Raw genomic sequence first — 19,371 nt, 5'->3', positions numbered from 1 at the left:
AAGATTAGTTTTTAAGTTAATCTGGTGAGAATAGGACAATGGACACACCTGTACCCATACCGAACACAGAAGTTAAGCATTAGTCCGCTGATGGTACTTGGTTGGCAACGACCTGGGAGAGTAAGTTATCGCCAGTTAAAAGGTCTATTGATGTAAGGTTACCTTTGTCAATAGACTTTTTATTTTAAATACTCCTTTTAAAATTAGTAAAATATTTTGCTTTAATTATTCCACAATGAGTAATCTCATTACATATTAAAGATAAGAAGATCTTCCAAGACCTCTTGGGAGATTTTTTTATTGGAGAAATTTATATAGTATGGGAGTCTTTGAAGTAATTATAAATGTTTTGCTTGTTTTAAAAGTTAATGATATTGAATTGTTTTTAGGGTAAACTATAGGTAGGTGATATTATGAAAAGTAAAGTCGCAAAAGTTTTTGCTATTGTAATAATTCTTGCAATAATTTTATTTGCAGCTATTCAAATTTATTTTTCTCCAACTCCAGATTTTAGGAGAAATAATGCTATACATGGAGATAAAGTAAATATAAAGGTGTCCAGTGATGAGAGAAAACCCATTGTAAGGACCTTTGAGAGAGAAAAATTTGAAAATCTTTCTGAAAAAGAAATAGTGAAATTAAGATATACAATTGATGGTAGGATAGAAGGAGACATTCCTTGTATTCATTTAAATGAAGATAATAAATTTTATGTAGAGTTCATAAATAGGGGAAAAGTTTATGAGCCAGAAAGTCCAAAAATTAAAATATTTGCCTCTGCTTCTCATTATGATGACAAGCAAAAGCAAAGAGTCATAGAGGGCGAATTAGATAGGCTTGACGACGGCAGGTATTATTTTGAGACTAAGAGATATAGCACTCAATTTGAAAAATATTTTATGGAATACTTAAGGATTGAAATTTATTATACTATTGGCCATGTGGACTATGTTTCCACCTTTGGGACCTTCCAAGATAACGCCGATGATGGGGCTAACTTCTTTGACAATGAAAAATTAGAAAAGCCAATCCCTCCAGAAGAATAAGACAAAAAGATCGTACCTTCGGGGAAGATTTTATTGTGAATTTTTATTATCAATTGTTAAAGGTGTAATAATAAATTAGGTGATATTATGGTAAAAAAATTTATAAATATTTTTTCTATTATTTTAATTCTTCTTGTGACTTTATTTGTAGGTCTACGCATTTATTATTACCCAAAGCCAGAGCTAAAAAGAAATAATTCTGTCCATGGGGTTAAGGTAAATATAAAGGTGTCTAATGATGAAAGGACACCAATTATTAGGACCTTTGAGAGAGCAAAGTTTGAAAGTTTACCTGAACAAAAAGTTATGAGGGTAAGGGATACAATTGCAGGAGCCATAGAAGGAGACATCCCTTGTATACACTTAAATGAAGATAATAAATTTTATGTAGAGTTCATAGATAGAGGAAAGGTTTATGAGCCAGAAATACCAAAGATAAAAATCTTTGCCGACTCTTATTATAATGATAAAACAAGGGAGACAGTAATAGAGGGCGAATTAGATAGGCTTGACGACGGCAGGTATTTTTATGAGACTAAAAGATATAATACTCAGTTTGAAAAATATTTTATGGAATACTTAAGGATTGAAATTTACTACACATTTGATGGGGTGGACTATGTTTCCACCTTTGGGACCTTCCAAAGTAATGCCGATGATGGTACTAACTTTTTTGATAATGAAAATTTAGAAAAGCCAATCCCACCAGAAGCATAAAAAAGGACAAAAAAATTCCTCAGCAGTTAAGCTGAGGTTTTTTTATCTTAATTTTTAATTTATATAAAAGGGTTTATTAAGTCTTATAAAGTAATTAATTAGATAAAATTCTAAGACAAAATTTACAAGTCAAACAAAACTACTTCATTGGACTCTAAAGATTTTTGTACGTCTATTATCCTTTGATTGGAAGATCCTCGAAACCTAAGATTTAAGTCTTTTAAAGCTTCGACAAATCTTCCATCAACTAGGACGTCGCACTCTTCTAGGAGTTTCTTTTTGTGCTCATCTTTTAAAATTTCTTCATAAGTATAGCCAGAGAAGATCCAAATGTCCTTTTGGACTTCTTTTTTTATGTCACGAAGAACTTTTAAGAGGTCCACTTCATTTTGGAAGGGCTCACCACCTAGGATGGTAAGGCCCTTAACTTCATCTAGCTTTAAATCTTCTATAACTTCGTCTGTTTCCTTTTGGGTCCAAGGATCACCAAAGTCAAAGTCTTGGTATTCTTCATTAAAACAATTGTGGCACTTGTGGGTGCAGCCTGTCACAAAGATTGTGGTCCTTATTCCAGGGCCATTGGCAACATCATACTTTCTTATTTGTGCAAAGTTCATTAGATGTGAAGAACCCTTGCGTTGATTTCCTTAGTACGACCTTCGTTCCAGAAGTTTTCACCAAGGTAACCACAAGTACGTCTTACCACTGTAAGGCTTGACCTGTCTGTGTTGTGGCATTGTGGACATTCCCAGTCGCCATGGTCGTTTAATTTGATTTCACCGTCAAAGCCACATTCTGCACAATAGTCTGACTTTGTGTTGAACTCTGCGTATTGGATGTTGTCGTAAATATATCTAACAATTGTCTCTAGGGCTTCTAGATTGTGGCCCATGTTTGGAATTTCTACATAGGATATGCAGCCGCCAGTTGACTTATCTTGGAATTTTGCTTCGAAGTTAAATTTTTCAAAGGCAGATATTTCTTCACGAACGTCAACGTGGAAGGAATTGATGTAGTAACCCTTGTCAGTTACATTTTCTATGATGCCAAATCTTTCCTTGTCAATGTTGGCAAATCTTTGTGTAAGTGACTCAGCTGGTGTTGCGTAAAGGGTAAACTTAATTCCATATTCTTCAGTCCACTTCTTGACAGCATCGTTAAGGGCGTCCATGATCCTCATGGCAAAGTCATAGCCCTTCTTGTCTGTGTGGCTCACGCCTTTAATAAGCATTGTGGCTTCATAGATTCCAATATAGCCAAGAGAAACTGTTGAGTAGCCATTTTCTAGAAGTGGAGCAATAGGCTCATGCTTGCCAAGTCTTGCAATAGCACCGTGTTGCCAGTGGATTGGTGATGAGTCGCTGTTGACCTTCTTTAGGTGTTCGTAACGCAATAGGCCAACCCTCTTAACTAGGTCTAGTCTTTTTTCAAGGATTTCAAAGAATTTTTCTTCGTTTCCTCCAGCAAGGATTCCTATTTGTGGAAGGTTGATGGAGCAAGCTCCCATGTTAAACCTACCTTCGAACTTGTAGTTGCCCTTTTCATCCTTGTAAGGTGGAAGGAAAGCCCTGCATCCCATTGGAGAAAATACGTTGCCTTCGTAGTTGGCACGCATCTTCTTGGCAGAAATGTAGTCAGGGTACATCCTTTTAGCTGTACATCTAATCGCAAGAGATGTTAAATAATAATATTTTGAGTCCTTGTTGATGTTATTTTCATCAAGAACGTAAATTAGCTTAGGAAAGGCTGGTGTAACATAAACACCTGCATCATTTTTTATCCCTTGGATTCTTTGCTTTAAGATTTCTTCGATTATCATTGCAACTTCATCAACATATTGGTCGTCATCTTCAAGCCACATGAATAAGGTAACGAAAGGTGCTTGACCGTTGGAAGTCATCAAGGTATTTATTTGATATTGGATTGTTTGGATTCCACTTTCAAGGTCCTTCTTAGTCATTTGATTTGCCATTTTCTCTGCAAGTTCAATATCTCCAAGAGTGTCAAGGGCAAGGGAAAGGTTCTTTTCGTAAGACCTTCTTAGGTACTTGCCAAGACAAGAGATATTAATACTTTGGCCACCATATTGGTTTGATGCAATTTGAGCAATGATTTGTGTCATAACATTGCAGGCAACTTGAAAGGACTTTGGAGTTTCAATCATCTTGCCATTAACAACAGTTCCATTGTCAAGCATGTCCTTCATGTTAACTAGGCAGCAGTTGAAAATTGGTTGGATAAAGTAGTCCATGTCGTGGATGTGGATTGCGCCAGATTCGTGTGCTTCTACTAAATCTCCTGGAATCATCTTTCTCTTGGCAATATCCTTTGAAACTTCTCCTGCTATTAAGTCTCTTTGAGTAGAGGCAATAACAGCATTTTTGTTGGAGTTCTCGTCCATTAGGTCTTCGTTTGTTTCGTTTAAGAGACCAAGAATATCATCATCAGTAGTGTTTTGTTCACGCTTAAATTGTTGAACAGACTTGTAAGACTCGTAGGCCCTAGCAGTAGCTGGGTTGTCGTTTTGAATCAAACGGTAATAAACTTCTCCTTCTATATCATAAATAGAAAGAGGAAGGTCTTTTTCTCCTGCCAACTTTTCGATTTCATTTGCAATTTCAAGAGCTTGACCCTCTATGTAGACACCAGAACTCGAGTGCATTGCCTTTTCAATGGCAATTACAATTTTAGCCTTGTCAAAGTCAACTTTTTTTCCGTTTCTCTTGATAACTTGTAACATTTTTTCCATCTCTCCTTTTATATAAATATATGAACGCTCCTTTTTTATTACGGATATAATTATACTACATATAGTGTATGAAAGCCATGAGGAAAACATATATTGTGTAAATAATTATTAAAACTCAAAAAGTCAAGTCTTTTTAAGAAGATTTTGCTGAAAAAATTTTTATCCTTTGATATAATCGACCTAGATTAGGAGGGACCATGTTAAAAATATTTACAGACCTATTAGATCCCTTTTTGTGGGGACTTTTTCCAATAATAAGAAAATTTGAAAGAAAATATAAAAATTTTGATTATGAATTTGTCATGGGAGGACTAATTGGCAACTACGAAGAATTTTTGCCAGAGAACTTTAGGGACAAAAACTCAGTAGATCTTGGCAACAAAATTCTCTTTGATATGTACAGGGCCACAGGAACTATAACTCACATGCCAGGCTTTCCATCATCGCCAGACCTATTCACAGAAGACTACAAGTCTTCTTATCCACTAGACAAGTATTTCATCTCGGTTAAAGAGTTGGATAGGGACCTAGCCAAGGACTACATGAGGAAGTCCTTAGAAGAAGCCATAATTTTTGGGAAAAATATATTTAAATTAGAAGTCCAAAAGGAAATCCTAGATGGCTTTGGTCTGGACTATGATGAATTTTTATTTAATTATGAAAACTCTCACGACTTGTTCCTACAGGATAGGATGGAGGCCTTTGACTACAGGGTAAAGAAGCTACCAGGATTTTTAATTACAAAAAACTCCAGAGTCCTACAAAACATCATGGACTTCTCAAGGGTTGAAGAATTTTTCTTAGAAAACCTAGACCTAGAAGAGAGGGAAGAAGGTCTTAGCGAAGAAGAAAAAATCTTGGACTACATAAGGTCCTATGATTTGGTCTTAAAAGATGAAATTAAAATTGCCTTTGGAGATGAAAATATCTTAGAAGACCTTATAAGAGATGGCAAGGTTGAAATTAAAAAAATTAATTCCTTTGAGATAGTGAAAATAATTTAAAATTTGTAGACAAGGCACTAAATTTGTGCCTTTTTTTCTGCAAAAAATTATTAAATTTGTTATAATATTTGCCGGAGACGGTATTATTCTTATAAACCGTACTTAAATATTTATAATTAAATATTTCTCCAAAATAAATTTTTAAGGAGAGAATGATGAAGGTACTAAGAAATGTACAAGAAGCTTTGGAATTTACTAAAGGAAATTACCAAAAGTCTGTGGGTTTGGTTCCTACTATGGGATTTTTGCACGCAGGTCACAAGTCACTTATGGATGAGGCGAGAAAGAACAACGACGTCGTAATCGTGTCTATTTTTGTAAATCCAACACAATTTGGACCTGGCGAAGACTACGAATCTTACCCAAGAGACGAAGAGAGAGATTTTAAACTCTGTGAAGAGGCTGGAGTTGACGCAGTGTTCACACCAGACCCAGAGGAGTTTTATCAAAACCACAAAACTTACGTAACTATCGAAGATTTAAAGGACAACTTATGTGGCAAGACTCGCCCAATTCACTTTAGGGGAGTTTTAACTGTTTTAACAAAGTTATTTAACATCTTTAGACCTACTAGAGCCTACTTTGGCAGGAAGGATGCCCAACAGTTTTTAATTGTTAAAAAGGCAGTCAAGGACTTAAATTTTGGGATCGAAATTGTTCCTTGCCCAATTAAAAGGGAAGATGACGGACTTGCAATCTCATCAAGAAATGTTTACTTGTCTGATGAAGAGAGAAAGGCCGCACCAGTTCTCAATAGGGCCCTAGAAAAGGGTAAGGCTGCCATGAAAAAGGGAATGAAGGCAGAAGATTTGATTAAAATCATTGAAGACGAAATAAAGACAGAAGACCTTGCTGATATTGAGTATGTTCAAGTTGTTGACACAGAAGAAATAAGGGACATGGATGTCATTGATAGAGACTGCCTTGTTGCCCTTGCTGTTAGGTTTGGCACAACTAGACTTATAGACAACTTTTTCTTCGAGGTTTGAAATGTTTAGAAAAATTTCAACCTATATAGAAAAATATCTGATCTTAATTATCCTACTTCTTTCTGCAACTGCCCTAAGGTACCCAGATGCCTTTAAAGGGATGACAAATTACACATCCCTCTTCTTGGCAGCGGCCATGTTTGGGATGGGAACTAGCATAGAAGTCAAGGACTTTAAAAATCTGTTAAAGGCACCAAAACTTATATTTTTGGGAGCCCTTTGCCAGTACACAATTATGCCCCTCTTGGCACTTTTCTTGTCAGTGATTTTTAAATTGCCAAAGGACATAAGCCTTGGGGTAATCCTTGTTGGAACTTGCCCTGGTGGTACAGCATCTAATGTTTTGAGTCATATTGCTGAAGGAGACTTGGCTTATTCTGTGCTACTTACAGTTGCCTCAACTTTACTTGCCCCAATCTTGACTCCACTTCTTGTCTATATGATGGCAGGATCTTTGGTTGAAGTTTCCTTTATGGCCATGTTTATGTCTATTGTTAAGGTAATTGTACTTCCAGTAGTACTGGGAATTATTGCCAATACACTTTTAAAGGAAAGAATTAAGAAGGTGGATTTTATTTTCCCACTTATTTCTTCTATAGCAATTGCCCTTATCATTGCGGCCATTGTGGGACTTAACGCAGAAAAAATTATGACTTCAGGACTTTTAGTCTTTGGAGTAGTTATTATCCACAATATTTTGGGCCTTGGTCTTGGACTTGGTCTTGGAAAATTAGTGGGACTTGACTACGACAAGCAGTCAGCCCTATCAATTGAAGTTGGCACACAAAACTCTGGTCTTGCAGTAGTTCTTGCAAACACAAACTTTGCAATGAACCCACTTGCAGCCCTACCAGGAGCAATTTTCTCTGTAGTTCAAAACCTAATTGGTTCAATATTTGCCCACTATAGGGAAAGTCAAAGAGAAAAGAAATTAGAAGAAGTCAAGTTAAATATATAAAAATAAAACCAAGGTTTTAGGTAAAACTAAGACCTTGGTTTTTTACTTGCGATTTTTTATTTTTCGTGAACTCTCTTGCAAGTCATGTGCTGGATGTTAAAGGAATAGACTAGGGCGTTTTTAAAACTTCTCTCCATAACTCCATTTATTTCTGACATTGAAGGATAATATCTCGATGCAAGTTCAATTAGTTTTTTGGCGGCTAAGTCTCTGTCCTCTATGATTTCAATTTCTCCAAAGGCCACTAGGCTATTTAGATAGTAGGACCAGCCATTGTCTGAAAGCTCTTGGTCCCCATAAGTAACAAAGCAGGCCTTATTATTCTTCCTGATGCAGTCAAGCTTGTAGCCACTTTTTGCTCCGTGAAAATAAATTTTATTTTCTTCATTGTCATATAAAAAATTTATGGGAATAGAATAGGGGTATCCATCTTCGCCATTTAAAGATAGGACGCCTCTCTTATTTTTCATAAGCAAGCTCTTAGCTTCTTCAAGGGGAAGCTCTTGCTTTATTCTTCTCATTTCTCTAAACATTTTCCACCTCTTTTTATAATTATAGCAAATTTATTGCTCTTATATATTGAGAATTAAAGTCGTGATATAATTAGCCTATGGATAAATTATACAATATTTTTAAAAATATAAGATTTTCTAGTGAAGATGAAATTGAAGAAAAAATTTACGAAGACGATGGGATAAAAGTTATTAGGACAATGTCCCTAGACCAAGTCACAGGCTTTTATGACCAAGATGAACTTGAAATAGTCTTCTTGTTAAAAGGGAAGGCCCAAATAGAATATGAAGATGGAAGGAGACTTGACTTAGGAGAAGGGGACAGCCTAGTAATAAGACCCCACGAGATCCACAGGGTTTCCTGGCAGGAGGAGGCAGTTTGGCTCTGTATTTTTAGGAAGTAGGACTTTATTAGAAGATGGCAAAAATTTATGACTTTATAAAAATTTATGAACTTGGAAATTATTGTTTTAACATAGAGAGATTTTATTTTTCTAATGTTACATTTTAAAATTAAGTCATAAAAAAGCACCTACTCTCGTAGATGCTAAAATTTATTTTTTTCTTTCTTCAATGAGTTTATTATACTCCTCTTCTAGTTTTTTTCTTTCCTCTTTAGGTAACTCCATTGCTAGTCTAGAACTTATGGAAGATATTCTAAAATCAAGTAATAAACTATCTCTATCCTTGCTACTCGTTGTTTTCTCTTTTTTATTTTTGTATTGTGATAAACTACCTTTAAAATTTTTGATTCTTTTATCTTCTATAATCAAAAGTGTATCTGCTAGGTTATTTATAAACTCCTCATCATGACTTACAAATATAAATGGTCTATCATAAGATTTCAATAGATTTTCTAAACTTTCTATTGCTCTTATATCTAAAAAGTTTGTCGGTTCATCAAAAATAAGATAGTTAAAATCAGAAGTTAATATTTTAGCCAACTTTACCTTGGCTTTTTCTCCATCACTTAAAATACTTACAATCTTGTGGACATCATTAGTCTTAAATCCTAATCTCGCAAGAACAATTCTTGTCATTGTTTCATCATATATAGATGTATTTAATACATTTGCTAGGATATCAGCATCTTCTTCTAAAATATCACTCATTTGACTAAAATAACCTATTTTAAGATTTGGATGCACCCATACATTTTCTTGATTTAGAATCATATTTACAAGGGTGGTTTTTCCACTTCCATTTTCTCCTATAAGAGCTGTTTTAGAATTATTTTTTATTTGAAAGTTGGATTTTTCAAATAAAATCTTATTTCCAAACTCTTTATTTAGCTTTTCTCCTCTTATCAAAACTTTAGAGTGGAGTTGTTTATTATCTGGAATGGATAGTTGTATTTCTGTTTCTTCTTTAGGTTTTTCTTTTACTTCTAGTTGATCTATTCTGGATTCTACAGATTTTACTTGTTTATCTAGTTTTTTCTTGTTTTCTTGACCGCCCATCTTATGGAGCCTTGCTTCTGAGTTTCCCATCCTTTTAGGCGTGGTTCTTACTTTTGATGATTGTTCTTTTATATTGCTAGCTAAATTTTCAAGTCTTCTTTTTTCTTTTATAAAATTTGAATACTCTTTTTCTTTAAACTTAAGTCTTTTCTCTCTTTCTTCAAGATAGAATTTGTAGTCCCCATTATATTCTTCAATTCTTCCGTTCTTTAATTCTAAAATCTTTTTACAAGTTTTATTTATGAAATCACGATCATGCGAAATTAGAAGATATCCAACTTTTCTTGAATTTAGCTTTCCTATGAGTTCTTCCTTTTGCTTTAAGTCTAAGTGAGATGTAGGCTCGTCGATTAATAGAAATTTAAAACTATCTGATAATAGGTCTGTTAGCTTTAATCTTTGCTCTTCGCCTGGACTATAGTTGTCATTAGCCCTTAACTGTGATTTAGAGTAGGTTTCATCAGAAAAGTACTTGGCTTTACTGTCATAATTTAATAAATAACCCAGTTCTCTATCCACTCTTACTTGACCAGTATAGTCTTTATCTAAGCCTAATATTATTCTTAAAAAAGTAGTTTTACCCTTACCATTTTCTCCTATTAAGGCTATCTTTTCATTTTTATTTATTGATAAACTATCAATTTCAAATAGCTTTCTATCTGGTAAAGTTTTTATTAAGTCTTGTATATATATCATAAATCCTCCTATGTTTTTGTGAGAGGATTTCTTTTCCTCTCTTAGTTATTTAGAAAATTATTTGTGTTAATCATTTATCTGTACCTCCTAATACTATTCCATAATAGATACCCAATTCAGAATACTATAAGCCCTTTGCCATAAGAAACCGATTCACTTGTATAATTACTACATCTTATATCCCTATCAAGAGCCAGAATTGTAGTAATAACTCCCTCTATCTTTTAGATCTTCATTTTATAATATTTTTTCAAAACTATATAAGAAGATTTAAAGATATAATTATGTTTTAAAAAACTTATCAAAACATCTTAACTTAAGTAATGAATACACAAAAATAGGGAAGAGTTAAGACTCTTCCCTTAATTTTTATCTTTATAAGTTTATTTATTTCTCAAAAATTCGTCGATTGACTTCGCGGCATTTTTACCAGCACCCATGGCGAGGATTACTGTTGCAGAACCTGTAACTGCATCTCCACCAGCAAAGATTTCTTGGCGAGATGTTTGGGACTCTTCATTTACAATGATGCCGCCCCAATTTTCTATGTCAAGATTTTTTGTAGTTGAAGAAATTAGTGGGTTTGGATTTGTTCCTAGAGCCATGATAACTGTTTGGAAGTTCTCTTCATAGTCACTTCCTTCAATGGCAACTGGCCTTCTCCTGCCAGATGCATCTGGTTCTCCAAGTTCGTTTCTCACGCACTTCATTCCCTTAACCCAGCCCTCGTCATCTCCAAGGATTTCAACAGGTGCAGTTAGCATTTCAAACTTAATGCCCTCTTCCTTGGCGTGGTGGACTTCTTCAGTCCTTGCAGGTAATTCCTTTTCTGTACGTCTGTAGACAATAGAAACGTCGGCCCCAAGTCTCTTTGCAACTCTTGCAGCATCCATGGCAACATTGCCGCCGCCAATAACTGCAACTTTTTCTCCAACGTTAACTGGAGTGTCGTACTCTTCGTCAAAGGACCTCATGAGGTTATTTCTTGTCAAGAATTCGTTGGCTGAATAAACACCATTTAGGTTTTCGCCAGGAATATTCATAAACTTAGGTAGGCCGGCACCTGATCCAATAAAGACTGCTTCGAAGCCTTCCTTGATGAGGTCGTCTATAGTTTCAGTCCTTCCTATTACAAAGTTGTTTTCAAACTTAACTCCAAGCTTTTTGATGTTTTCAACTTCGTATTCAACAACTTCGTCTGGAAGCCTAAATTCTGGAATACCGTATATTAAAACTCCACCAGATTGTTGGAGGGCTTCAAAAACCGTCACGTTGTAGCCCATTTTCGCAAGTTCACCTGCACAAGTAAGGCCTGCTGGACCTGCTCCAACTATTGCAACCTTCTTGTCAATCTTTCTGATGTCGGCACTTTCTTGGATTTGGTGACGTCTTGCATAGTCAGCTGCAAATCTTTCAAGCTTACCAATAGAAACTGCGTCGCCCCTATTTAAGAGGACACATCTTTCTTCACACTGAGATTCTTGTGGACAAACCCTGCCGCAAACTGCAGGAAGAGAGGTGTAAAGGGAAAGAACCTTGTAGGCTTGCTCAAAGTTGCCACTTGCAATTTCCTTTATAAAGCCAGGTATGTCAATGGAAACTGGGCAGCCTTCAACACAGCCAGGTTTCTTACAGTTTAGACATCTGGAAGCTTCTGTTGCTGCTTCTTCGGCAGTGTAGCCAAGGCAAACTTCCTTGAAGTTTTTGTTTCTTTCATCAGGTGCTTGTTCAGCAATTGGAACCTTTTTAAACCTGTCTTCAGCTTTCTTTATTTCAAAGTCTTGATTGTCCTTTAAAGAAGTCTCGGCCTTGTGGTCAGATACTGCAAGGTCCATTGTGCAGTGGTGGTCAGCAATTGTTTGAGTCTTCTTGTTGTCAATGTATTGTCTTTGTCTTTTCATGGCAGAATCGAAGTCAACTAGGTGACCGTCAAATTCTGGGCCATCGACGCAGGCAAACTTAGTTTTTCCATCAATGGAAACACGACAAGCACCACACATGCCAGTTCCATCAACCATAATTGGGTTTAGGGAAACTGTTGTTGGAAGGTCGTACTTCTTAGTAGTTAAGCAGACAAACTTCATCATTATCATAGGCCCAATGGAAACCACTTGGTCGTAGTGTTTCTTTTCATTTTCCACAAGGTCCACAATTTTGTCAGTAACAAGACCCTTGAAGCCATAGGATCCGTCATCAGTTGCTATGTATAAGTTGTCGCAAACGGATTTTAATTCATCTTCAAGGATTACAAATTCTTTGGACTTTGCTCCAATGATTATGTCGCAGTGAAGGCCCTTGTCCTTAAAAAATTTGGCTTGAGGATAAACTGGTGCAGTACCAACTCCACCTGCTACGAATAAGTATCTCTTGTCCTTTAGGTCTTCTAGGTCCATGTCATAAAAATCTGATGCGTGGCCAAGAGGTCCAACAAAGTCTTTGAAGCTTTCTCCTTCTTCATAGGCTGCAATCTTCTTTGTAGATTCACCAGAAGCTTGGACAACTATTTGGACAGACCCTCTATCTACGTCGTAATCAGAAATAGTTAGGGGAATTCTCTCAGAATACTTGTCAGCAATTAAAATAACAAATTGGCCTGGTTTTGCAGATGCTGCAATCTTTGGCGCATATATGTCAAATAAAAATATATTTGGCGCAAGTTCTTCTTTTCTTAAAATTTTTGGCAAAATAATCACACTCCAAGATTATTATAGCATAAGGGCAATTGTTCTTGATGGGAAATTTAATATAGTAAGATTATTTATTTAAGATTATAAGGAGACCACAAATGTGAAAAAATATTTACTAATGTGTAAATTTCAAGTATATTATAAATAAGGTGGTTGAAATGAGAAAATTTTCAAGAGAAATAAAGAAAGTCGTGATAAAGGTTGGGTCTTCATCCATAACCCACGACAATGGAAAAATAAATTTACAAAAAATCGACGAGCTCTGCTTTGAAATTGCAAACCTAAAGAACCAAGGCTATGATGTTGTCCTTGTTTCTTCAGGTGCCATTGCAGCAGGGCGTGCAAAATTAAATCTAGTGGAAAGGCCAAAGGAAACTTCTGACAAGCAGGCTGCTGCAGCAGTAGGTCAAGTTGCCTTGACAAATATTTACGACAGGTCTCTTGTATCCTATGGCTACAATTCTGCCCAAGTCCTACTCACAAGGACTATTGAAGTTGACGAGGAGATGAGGGTCAATGCAGAGAATACCTTTGAGAAACTCTTGGGCATGAATGTAATCCCAATAATAAATGAGAACGACACAATTTCTACTTATGAAATTAAGTTCGGGGACAACGACACCCTCTCGGCAGTTATTGCCAGGATGATTGATGCAGACTTACTTATTATGCTAACAGACATAGAGGGACTTTATACTGACGACCCGAGAAAAAATCCTGAAGCAAAAATTATCCATGAGGTTGCAAACATAAAAGACGTGGAAGGCATGGCCAAGGAAACTAATTCTAATGTTGGAACAGGTGGCATGTACACCAAGATTAAGGCGGCCAAGCTTGCCATAGAAAAGGACATAGAAGTTGTAATTGGATCTGGAGAAAACATGAAGATCATTAGGGATATAATAAAAGGAGAAGAAATTGGAACATATTTTAAGTGTTAAAGAACTGGGAAAGATTGCAAAGGAAGCATCCTACAAGTTAAAAAAATTAAAAACTAAGGAAAAAAATGCCATGCTTCTCGAAATCAAGAAGGCTCTTTTATCTGAAAAGGAAAATATTTTAAGGGCTAACGAAGAAGACATCAAGAAGGGTAGAGAAAATAAGATGCCTGAAGGCCTAATCGACAGACTTCTTTTAACTGATGAGAGAATCGAAGGCATGGCCAAGTCCATTGACGAAGTTATTGACTTTAAGGACCCAGTGGGCAAGGTCCTATCAATGGAAGAAAACTATGCAGGCCTTTTAATTGGTAAGAAGACTGTCCCAATGGGAGTTATTGCCATAATTTATGAATCAAGACCAAATGTAACTCTTGATGCAGCTATTCTTTCTCTCAAGGCTTCAAGTGCCATTATCCTTCGTGGGGGCAAGGAGTCCATCAAGTCCAACATAGCCATAGCTGATGCCATTAGACTTGGGATAAAAAATGCTGGCTACGATGAGAACTTTGTTCAAATTGTAAAGGACACGTCAAGAGAATCCTCAAAGGAATTGATGCAACTAAAGGGTTATGTTGATCTCCTACTTCCAAGAGGATCATCATCTCTTATTAACTCAGTAGTTGAAAATGCCAAGGTACCTGTGATTGAAACAGGAGTGGGCAACTGCCACATCTATGTTGACGATATGTGCGATATTGAAAATGCTGTCAAGATTATTGAAAATGCAAAGACTCAAAGAATTGGAGTTTGCAATGCAGTGGAATCTCTTGTCTTAAATAAAAATCTGCCAGATGAGTTTTTTGATTTATTTAACCAAGTTGTTGAAAAGTATGACATCAAGGTTCATGCAGATGAAGCCGCTCTTCCTAAGATTAAAAATGCTGTAAAGGCAGAAGAAGATGACTACGGCAGAGAATATTTGGATTACGAAGTTTCTGTTAAGACAGTTGATGATGTAGATGTTGCTATTGACCACATCACAAGATATTCAACAGGCCATTCAGAATCTATTTTGACAGAATCTTATGAAAGGGCCATGAAGTTCTTAGAAGAAGTTGACTCAGCCTGTGTCTATGTAAATGCCTCAACAAGATTTACTGATGGAGGAGAATTTGGCAAGGGAGCAGAACTTGGGATTTCAACACAAAAACTCCACGCAAGAGGACCAGTTGGTCTTGACGAACTTGTGAGTTATAAGTATATAATTTTTGGTCATGGAGAATACAGGAAGTAAGGATTTTTAGGATCTTGTAGTAGATTTTTTAAATTAATAATTTTATCTGTTTGTTGTAAGATCAAATTTTTTAAAAATTAGATTTAGAAAAGAATTTAGAATATAAGTAGAGAATTGATTTTAAAATTAAATTTTACAAAGAATTTTGAAAGAACTTAATAAGAAAATATTTTTTGAAGTCGGCAGGTCATCCTGTCGATTTTTTTGTAGAAATTTTTATGAAAAAAATTATTTTATTTTAATTACTTTATGATGTCCTTTTAAAATATTGCAGGGAAGGAAGATGTGAAAATAATTTGGAAAAGAGAGGGAGGTTAAAGGTAGTTAAAAGAGAGGGATAAAATAATTAATAAAAATTAATATAAAAGGAAGTGTAGAAGTAAAATAATAAGAAGATAAAAATGCTTAAAATTTTACATGTAGAAATAAATTTGTATTGGTAGAAGAAGATCTATTAAGTTTTATGATTCCAATATGTCGTAGGCTTAAATTCAAAATAAAAGACAAAAGATAAGTAGAAAAAATTACAAAAAAAGAAGAAGCTTTAAAGCCTCTTCTTAATTTATTAATTTAAAGAAAAATTTTAAGCGGGATTAGTAGCATCCTTATCCTTGTCTCCATCATTGTTCTTATTTAAAAGTTTTTGAGTGACAAATATAACTGCTAGGGCACCAAGACCAATGGCATCTGTAAGAAGCTTTGGATCAAGTAGTGCAAAGGCAGCTCCAAGAAGGATTACTCTTTGCCAAATTCTTAGATTTCCAAATAGGTAGGATTCAACTGTACCTGCCAAGCAGATTGTACCAATAAGAGCAGTTATTATTGTTGGGACAGCTGCTGTGATTGGTAACCAGTTAACTGTAGTTCCAGCTACTGAATCAACCATAATCAAGTGTGGGTTAATAACAAAGATGTAAGGTATGATAAAGGCACCTATTGCAAGTTTAAAGGCTTGGAAGCCAGTCTTCATTGAGTTGGCACCTGCTATACCTGCTCCTGCGTAAGCTGCTAGGGCAACTGGAGGAGTAACGTCAGCAACTACACCAAAGTATAGGATAAATAAGTGAGCTGACATTAGGTTTACACCAAGTTTTGTTATTGCTGGAACAGCCATTGTTGCAAGTACTATGTACTTAGCAGTAGTTGGAAGTCCCATACCAAGGATAATTGATGAAATCATTGTTAAGAATAGAGTTGGGATAAGTTTACCCTTAGCTATAAGTACAATAACTTCTGCAATCTTAAGACCGAAACCTGTAAGTGTAACAACACCTACGATCATACCAGCACAAGCACAGGCACAAGCTACACCAACGGCACCCTTAGCACCTGCTTCCATTGCTCCAAGTATGTCCTTAGGAGTAAAAGAATCGTCTTTTTTAATAAGTGAAGCTGCGAAAGCAACTACAACACCAATAACTATACCAGTTAAGGCAGCCATTGTTGGTGGATATTGTTTAACCAACATGAAGATGATGGCAATTAGAGGTAGAGTTAAGTAACCTTGTTTTCTTAAAATATTTGAAACCTTTGGAAGGGATTCTCTAGGCATTCCCTTAAGGCCAAGTTTACATGCTTCTAAGTGAACCATTGTACCAACAGCTATATAATAGAGAACTGCTGGGATAATAGCAGCCTTTACAATTGAAATGTAAGGGAATCCAGTGAAGTCAGCCATGATAAAGGCAGCAGCACCCATTACTGGAGGCATGATTTGTCCACCAGTAGATGCAGTAGCTTCAACGGCACCTGCGTAGTGAGGTTTGTATCCAACAGATTTCATTAGAGGAATTGTAAAAGCACCAGTAGTAACTGTGTTAGCTACAGATGATCCTGAGATGGAACCCATAAGTCCTGATGATAAAACTGATGTCATGGCTGGACCTGATCTTGTAGAACCAGTAAGAGCGTAAGCGAAGTCTATAAAGAATTCACCAACACCAGTCTTGTCTAGGAAGGATCCAAACAAGATAAACATAAAAACGAATGTAGAAGATACTCCAAGTGGTGTACCCATAATACCTTCAGTAGTCATGTACATGTGAGAAACAATTCTAGTTACGTTAAAACCTCTGTGGGCAAAAACACCTGGCAAGTGTCTACCAAAGTAGGCAAATAGTAGGAACACTATTGTTACTATTGGAAGCTCTGGACCAACAACTCTTCTTGTAACTTCTAGAGTAAGAAGAACTGCAAGAACACCAAGTACCATATCAGTAGTGGACATTTGACCACCCTTTAAGGCGATGGCTTCAACGTTAAAGAATATGTAGCCCCAAACACCAATTGATAGAATCATTAATACCCAATCCATAATATCTATTTTGTCTTTAGATGATTTTTTAAATCCAGGATAAAGGGCAAAGCCAAGTGTAAAGGCAAAGATTAAGTGAAGTGATCTTTGCTTCATAGCTAGTAATGTGCCGTGCCATGCTGTAAATAGATGGAAGGCAGACATTAAAATTGCAACGATTGTAATGAATAAGGCAACCTTACCAGTTAGCTTACGGAGCTTACTAGTTTCAAGGTCGTATTGTTCCATTAACTCATCTACGTCCATAGCACCAAGCTCTTCAGCAGATTTAATGGCGCTGGCTTCTTGTTCCGTAGTGTTATTTTCTAAATTTTCATTTAATTTTTTATCTTTATCGCTCAATTTGGCACCTCCTTAGTGCGTAATCCAAAAGTGAAATGTGTTCGGTAGAAAATTCTAGGGCCTCTCTTGGCTCAGAAAAATCCAAAAAGGGAGTAGTCTTTCCATTTATTACAAGCTTATGATTGGCTACGACGGCCCCAGTCCTATAAATAACAGTTTCAAAGGGAACATTCATATCATATAAACAAAAACTTCCATCTTCAGCATACTTAAACTTGTAAATTAAATTAACAGGAAGACCGGCGCCCTGGTCGCGGTATCTTTGTTCCATTAAGATGAGCTTGCCATCTCGAACTTCATACCACTCACTAGTCTCAGACCTTTCAACAGAATGAGTGTAGACTATGCCGAACCTCTCCTTATCCTTTAAGTGAAAAATCTTTAATACATCTCCATTAAAATATGATTTTATAATTATTGCATCAATTTTCACAAAGGATAAAATAAAAAAAACTAATATAATAAAGAGTATTGGAAAGATCAAAGTCTTTCCAATGCCCTCTTTATTCTTGCCACTCATTATTTTTTAACTTCATCAAAATATTTTTGTGCACCTGGGTGAAGTTCAATACTCATACCATCAAGAGCCTTATCAAGAGCGATGTCTCCACCTCTTGCGTGAGATTCTTTCATAGTATCAAGGTTTTCAAATAATAATTTTACGATATTGTAAGCATCTTCTTCAGCCATTCTTTCGTCAACAGCTAGCATAGATTGTACTGCTACTACAGAAATTTCTTCATCTTGTCCCTTGTATTCAGATGGAGTGATGTGTAGGTTAACATAGAAAGGATACTTAGCAATAAGAGCTTCAGCCTTGTCTTCTGCAATTGGAACTAGGTGAACATCATGTGTAGTTGCTAGTTCAGTTATAGCTGAAGATGGGATAGCTGCAGTTAAGAATGTAGCGTCGATTTGACCAGATTTAATTTGGTCAGCAGCTTCTGCGAAGGATAGGTAGTCAACTTTTCCTAAGTCATCGTAAGTAATTCCGTGAATATCAAGAATTTGTTTTACGTTAACTTCAACACCAGAACCTGGAGCACCAACAGCTACTCTCTTGCCCTTAAGATCGTCTATAGTTTTAATGCCAGAATCATCAGATGCAACGATTTGTACGATTTCAGGATATAGACAGCATAGTCCTCTAAGACTAGGTTTCTTTTCTCCTTCGAAGATATCAGTTCCATTTACAGCATAGTAAGCAACGTCGTTTTGGATAAATGCAATTTCTGCGTCTCCCCTAGTTACAAGTTCAACGTTTTCCTTAGAAGCACCAGTAGCTTGTGCAGTTGCTGTGTAGTTAACTCCTGCATTGTTAAGAATGTTAGATAGTGCTCCACCTAGTGGGTAATATGTACCACCAGTACCACCAGTTGCAACTGACATGAATCCACCCTTAGTTTCCATTAGGCCTTCAGCAGTGATATCGCCAGTAGCTTCTTCAGTCTTAGCTGTTTCTTCAGTCTTAGTAGCGTTTGCATTTTCTTTCTTTGCATTGTTTCCGCCACCACCACATGCTGTTAGTGTAAGTGTAACCACAGCAATTAGCATGATTAACGTCGTCAATTTTTTCTTAGTCATAATATAATACCTCCTTGACTTTATTCAAATAAACTAATCATGAAAATGTTTATCTGATGATTAAATAGTACAATACTTAAAAAGATTTGTCAATCTATTAATAAGCTTGAACAAGGGATACCTGAAGAATAAATTATA

16 protein-coding genes and 1 rRNA gene are annotated in these 19,371 nt (G+C 36.0%); 9 read left to right on the top strand and 8 right to left on the bottom strand.

Features of this window, described 5'->3' with window-relative positions; translation table 11 throughout:
- Positions 1-20 precede the first annotated feature (20 nt).
- The 3 genes from rrf to DRZ96_RS02575 all read left to right on the top strand — a co-directional run bounded on the left by rrf (position 21) and on the right by DRZ96_RS02575 (position 1,763).
- Positions 21-137 (top strand): 5S ribosomal RNA (gene rrf / locus DRZ96_RS02585).
- A gap of 276 nt (positions 138-413) precedes the next feature.
- Complete coding sequence (locus tag DRZ96_RS02580; protein WP_112889470.1) at positions 414-1,046, top strand: hypothetical protein; 633 nt, start codon at positions 414-416, stop codon at positions 1,044-1,046.
- Between the two features lie 87 nt (positions 1,047-1,133).
- Positions 1,134-1,763, top strand: coding sequence for a hypothetical protein (locus tag DRZ96_RS02575; RefSeq protein ID WP_112889469.1), 630 nt, complete (start codon positions 1,134-1,136; stop codon positions 1,761-1,763).
- 122 nt (positions 1,764-1,885) lie between these two features.
- Here DRZ96_RS02575 and nrdG read toward each other — a convergent pair whose 3' ends face one another.
- Entirely contained in the window at positions 1,886-2,380 is a 495-nt protein-coding gene (gene nrdG, locus DRZ96_RS02570; protein ID WP_112889468.1) for an anaerobic ribonucleoside-triphosphate reductase activating protein, read from the bottom strand.
- On the bottom strand, positions 2,380-4,503 hold the full coding sequence (gene nrdD, locus DRZ96_RS02565) for an anaerobic ribonucleoside-triphosphate reductase (protein ID WP_112889467.1): 2,124 nt from the start codon (positions 4,501-4,503) through the stop codon (positions 2,380-2,382). The genes nrdG and nrdD overlap by 1 nt, the downstream gene beginning before the upstream one ends.
- Before the next feature lie 206 nt (positions 4,504-4,709).
- Between nrdD and DRZ96_RS02560 the strand changes: the two genes are divergently transcribed.
- From DRZ96_RS02560 to DRZ96_RS02550, 3 genes are all read left to right on the top strand, one after another.
- A complete protein-coding gene (locus DRZ96_RS02560) occupies positions 4,710-5,516 on the top strand; it encodes a thioredoxin domain-containing protein (protein WP_112889466.1) in 807 nt (268 codons plus the stop codon).
- Positions 5,517-5,671: 155 nt separating this feature from the next.
- Positions 5,672-6,505: a pantoate--beta-alanine ligase gene (gene panC / locus DRZ96_RS02555; protein WP_112889465.1), complete on the top strand. Its 834-nt coding sequence runs from the start codon at positions 5,672-5,674 to the stop codon at positions 6,503-6,505.
- 1 nt (position 6,506) lies between these two features.
- A complete protein-coding gene (locus DRZ96_RS02550) occupies positions 6,507-7,463 on the top strand; it encodes a bile acid:sodium symporter family protein (protein ID WP_112889464.1) in 957 nt (318 codons plus the stop codon).
- A gap of 56 nt (positions 7,464-7,519) precedes the next feature.
- Here the strand turns inward: DRZ96_RS02550 and DRZ96_RS02545 are convergent, their stop codons facing one another.
- Complete coding sequence (locus DRZ96_RS02545) at positions 7,520-7,996, bottom strand: pyridoxamine 5'-phosphate oxidase family protein (RefSeq protein ID WP_112889463.1); 477 nt, start codon at positions 7,994-7,996, stop codon at positions 7,520-7,522.
- 77 nt (positions 7,997-8,073) lie between these two features.
- Between DRZ96_RS02545 and DRZ96_RS02540 the strand changes: the two genes are divergently transcribed.
- Positions 8,074-8,379, top strand: a complete 306-nt coding sequence (locus DRZ96_RS02540; RefSeq protein ID WP_112889462.1) for a cupin domain-containing protein — start codon at positions 8,074-8,076, stop codon at positions 8,377-8,379.
- Between the two features lie 150 nt (positions 8,380-8,529).
- Here DRZ96_RS02540 and abc-f read toward each other — a convergent pair whose 3' ends face one another.
- On the bottom strand, positions 8,530-10,131 hold the full coding sequence (gene abc-f / locus DRZ96_RS02535; RefSeq protein ID WP_112889461.1) for a ribosomal protection-like ABC-F family protein: 1,602 nt from the start codon (positions 10,129-10,131) through the stop codon (positions 8,530-8,532).
- 383 nt (positions 10,132-10,514) lie between these two features.
- Positions 10,515-12,815, bottom strand: a complete 2,301-nt coding sequence (locus DRZ96_RS02530) for a bifunctional dihydroorotate dehydrogenase B NAD binding subunit/NADPH-dependent glutamate synthase (RefSeq protein ID WP_112889460.1) — start codon at positions 12,813-12,815, stop codon at positions 10,515-10,517.
- A 161-nt stretch (positions 12,816-12,976) separates the two neighbouring features.
- Here DRZ96_RS02530 and proB point away from each other — a divergent pair, with 161 nt between their 5' ends.
- Complete coding sequence (gene proB, locus DRZ96_RS02525) at positions 12,977-13,759, top strand: glutamate 5-kinase (RefSeq protein WP_112889459.1); 783 nt, start codon at positions 12,977-12,979, stop codon at positions 13,757-13,759.
- Complete coding sequence (locus tag DRZ96_RS02520; RefSeq protein WP_112889458.1) at positions 13,737-14,993, top strand: glutamate-5-semialdehyde dehydrogenase; 1,257 nt, start codon at positions 13,737-13,739, stop codon at positions 14,991-14,993. The genes proB and DRZ96_RS02520 overlap by 23 nt, the downstream gene beginning before the upstream one ends.
- 583 nt (positions 14,994-15,576) lie before the next feature.
- Here DRZ96_RS02520 and DRZ96_RS02515 read toward each other — a convergent pair.
- From DRZ96_RS02515 to DRZ96_RS02505, 3 genes are read right to left on the bottom strand one after another with little or no spacing between them, the layout of a single operon-like run.
- Positions 15,577-17,649, bottom strand: a complete 2,073-nt coding sequence (locus DRZ96_RS02515; protein ID WP_236587214.1) for a TRAP transporter permease — start codon at positions 17,647-17,649, stop codon at positions 15,577-15,579.
- A complete protein-coding gene (locus tag DRZ96_RS02510) occupies positions 17,639-18,169 on the bottom strand; it encodes a DUF1850 domain-containing protein (RefSeq protein WP_112889457.1) in 531 nt (176 codons plus the stop codon). The genes DRZ96_RS02515 and DRZ96_RS02510 overlap by 11 nt, the downstream gene beginning before the upstream one ends.
- The gene (locus tag DRZ96_RS02505) at positions 18,169-19,233 is read right to left on the bottom strand and encodes a TAXI family TRAP transporter solute-binding subunit (protein WP_112889456.1); all 1,065 of its coding nucleotides are present in this window, start codon (positions 19,231-19,233) and stop codon (positions 18,169-18,171) included. The genes DRZ96_RS02510 and DRZ96_RS02505 overlap by 1 nt, the downstream gene beginning before the upstream one ends.
- Positions 19,234-19,371: the final 138 nt, after the last annotated feature.

Origin of the sequence: Peptoniphilus harei (assembly GCF_900454685.1) — a bacterium.
Classification (GTDB): domain Bacteria; phylum Bacillota; class Clostridia; order Tissierellales; family Peptoniphilaceae; genus Peptoniphilus_A; species Peptoniphilus_A harei.
Note: the sequence above shows the minus strand (reverse complement) of the source record. Positions and strands in the feature narration are given on the sequence as shown.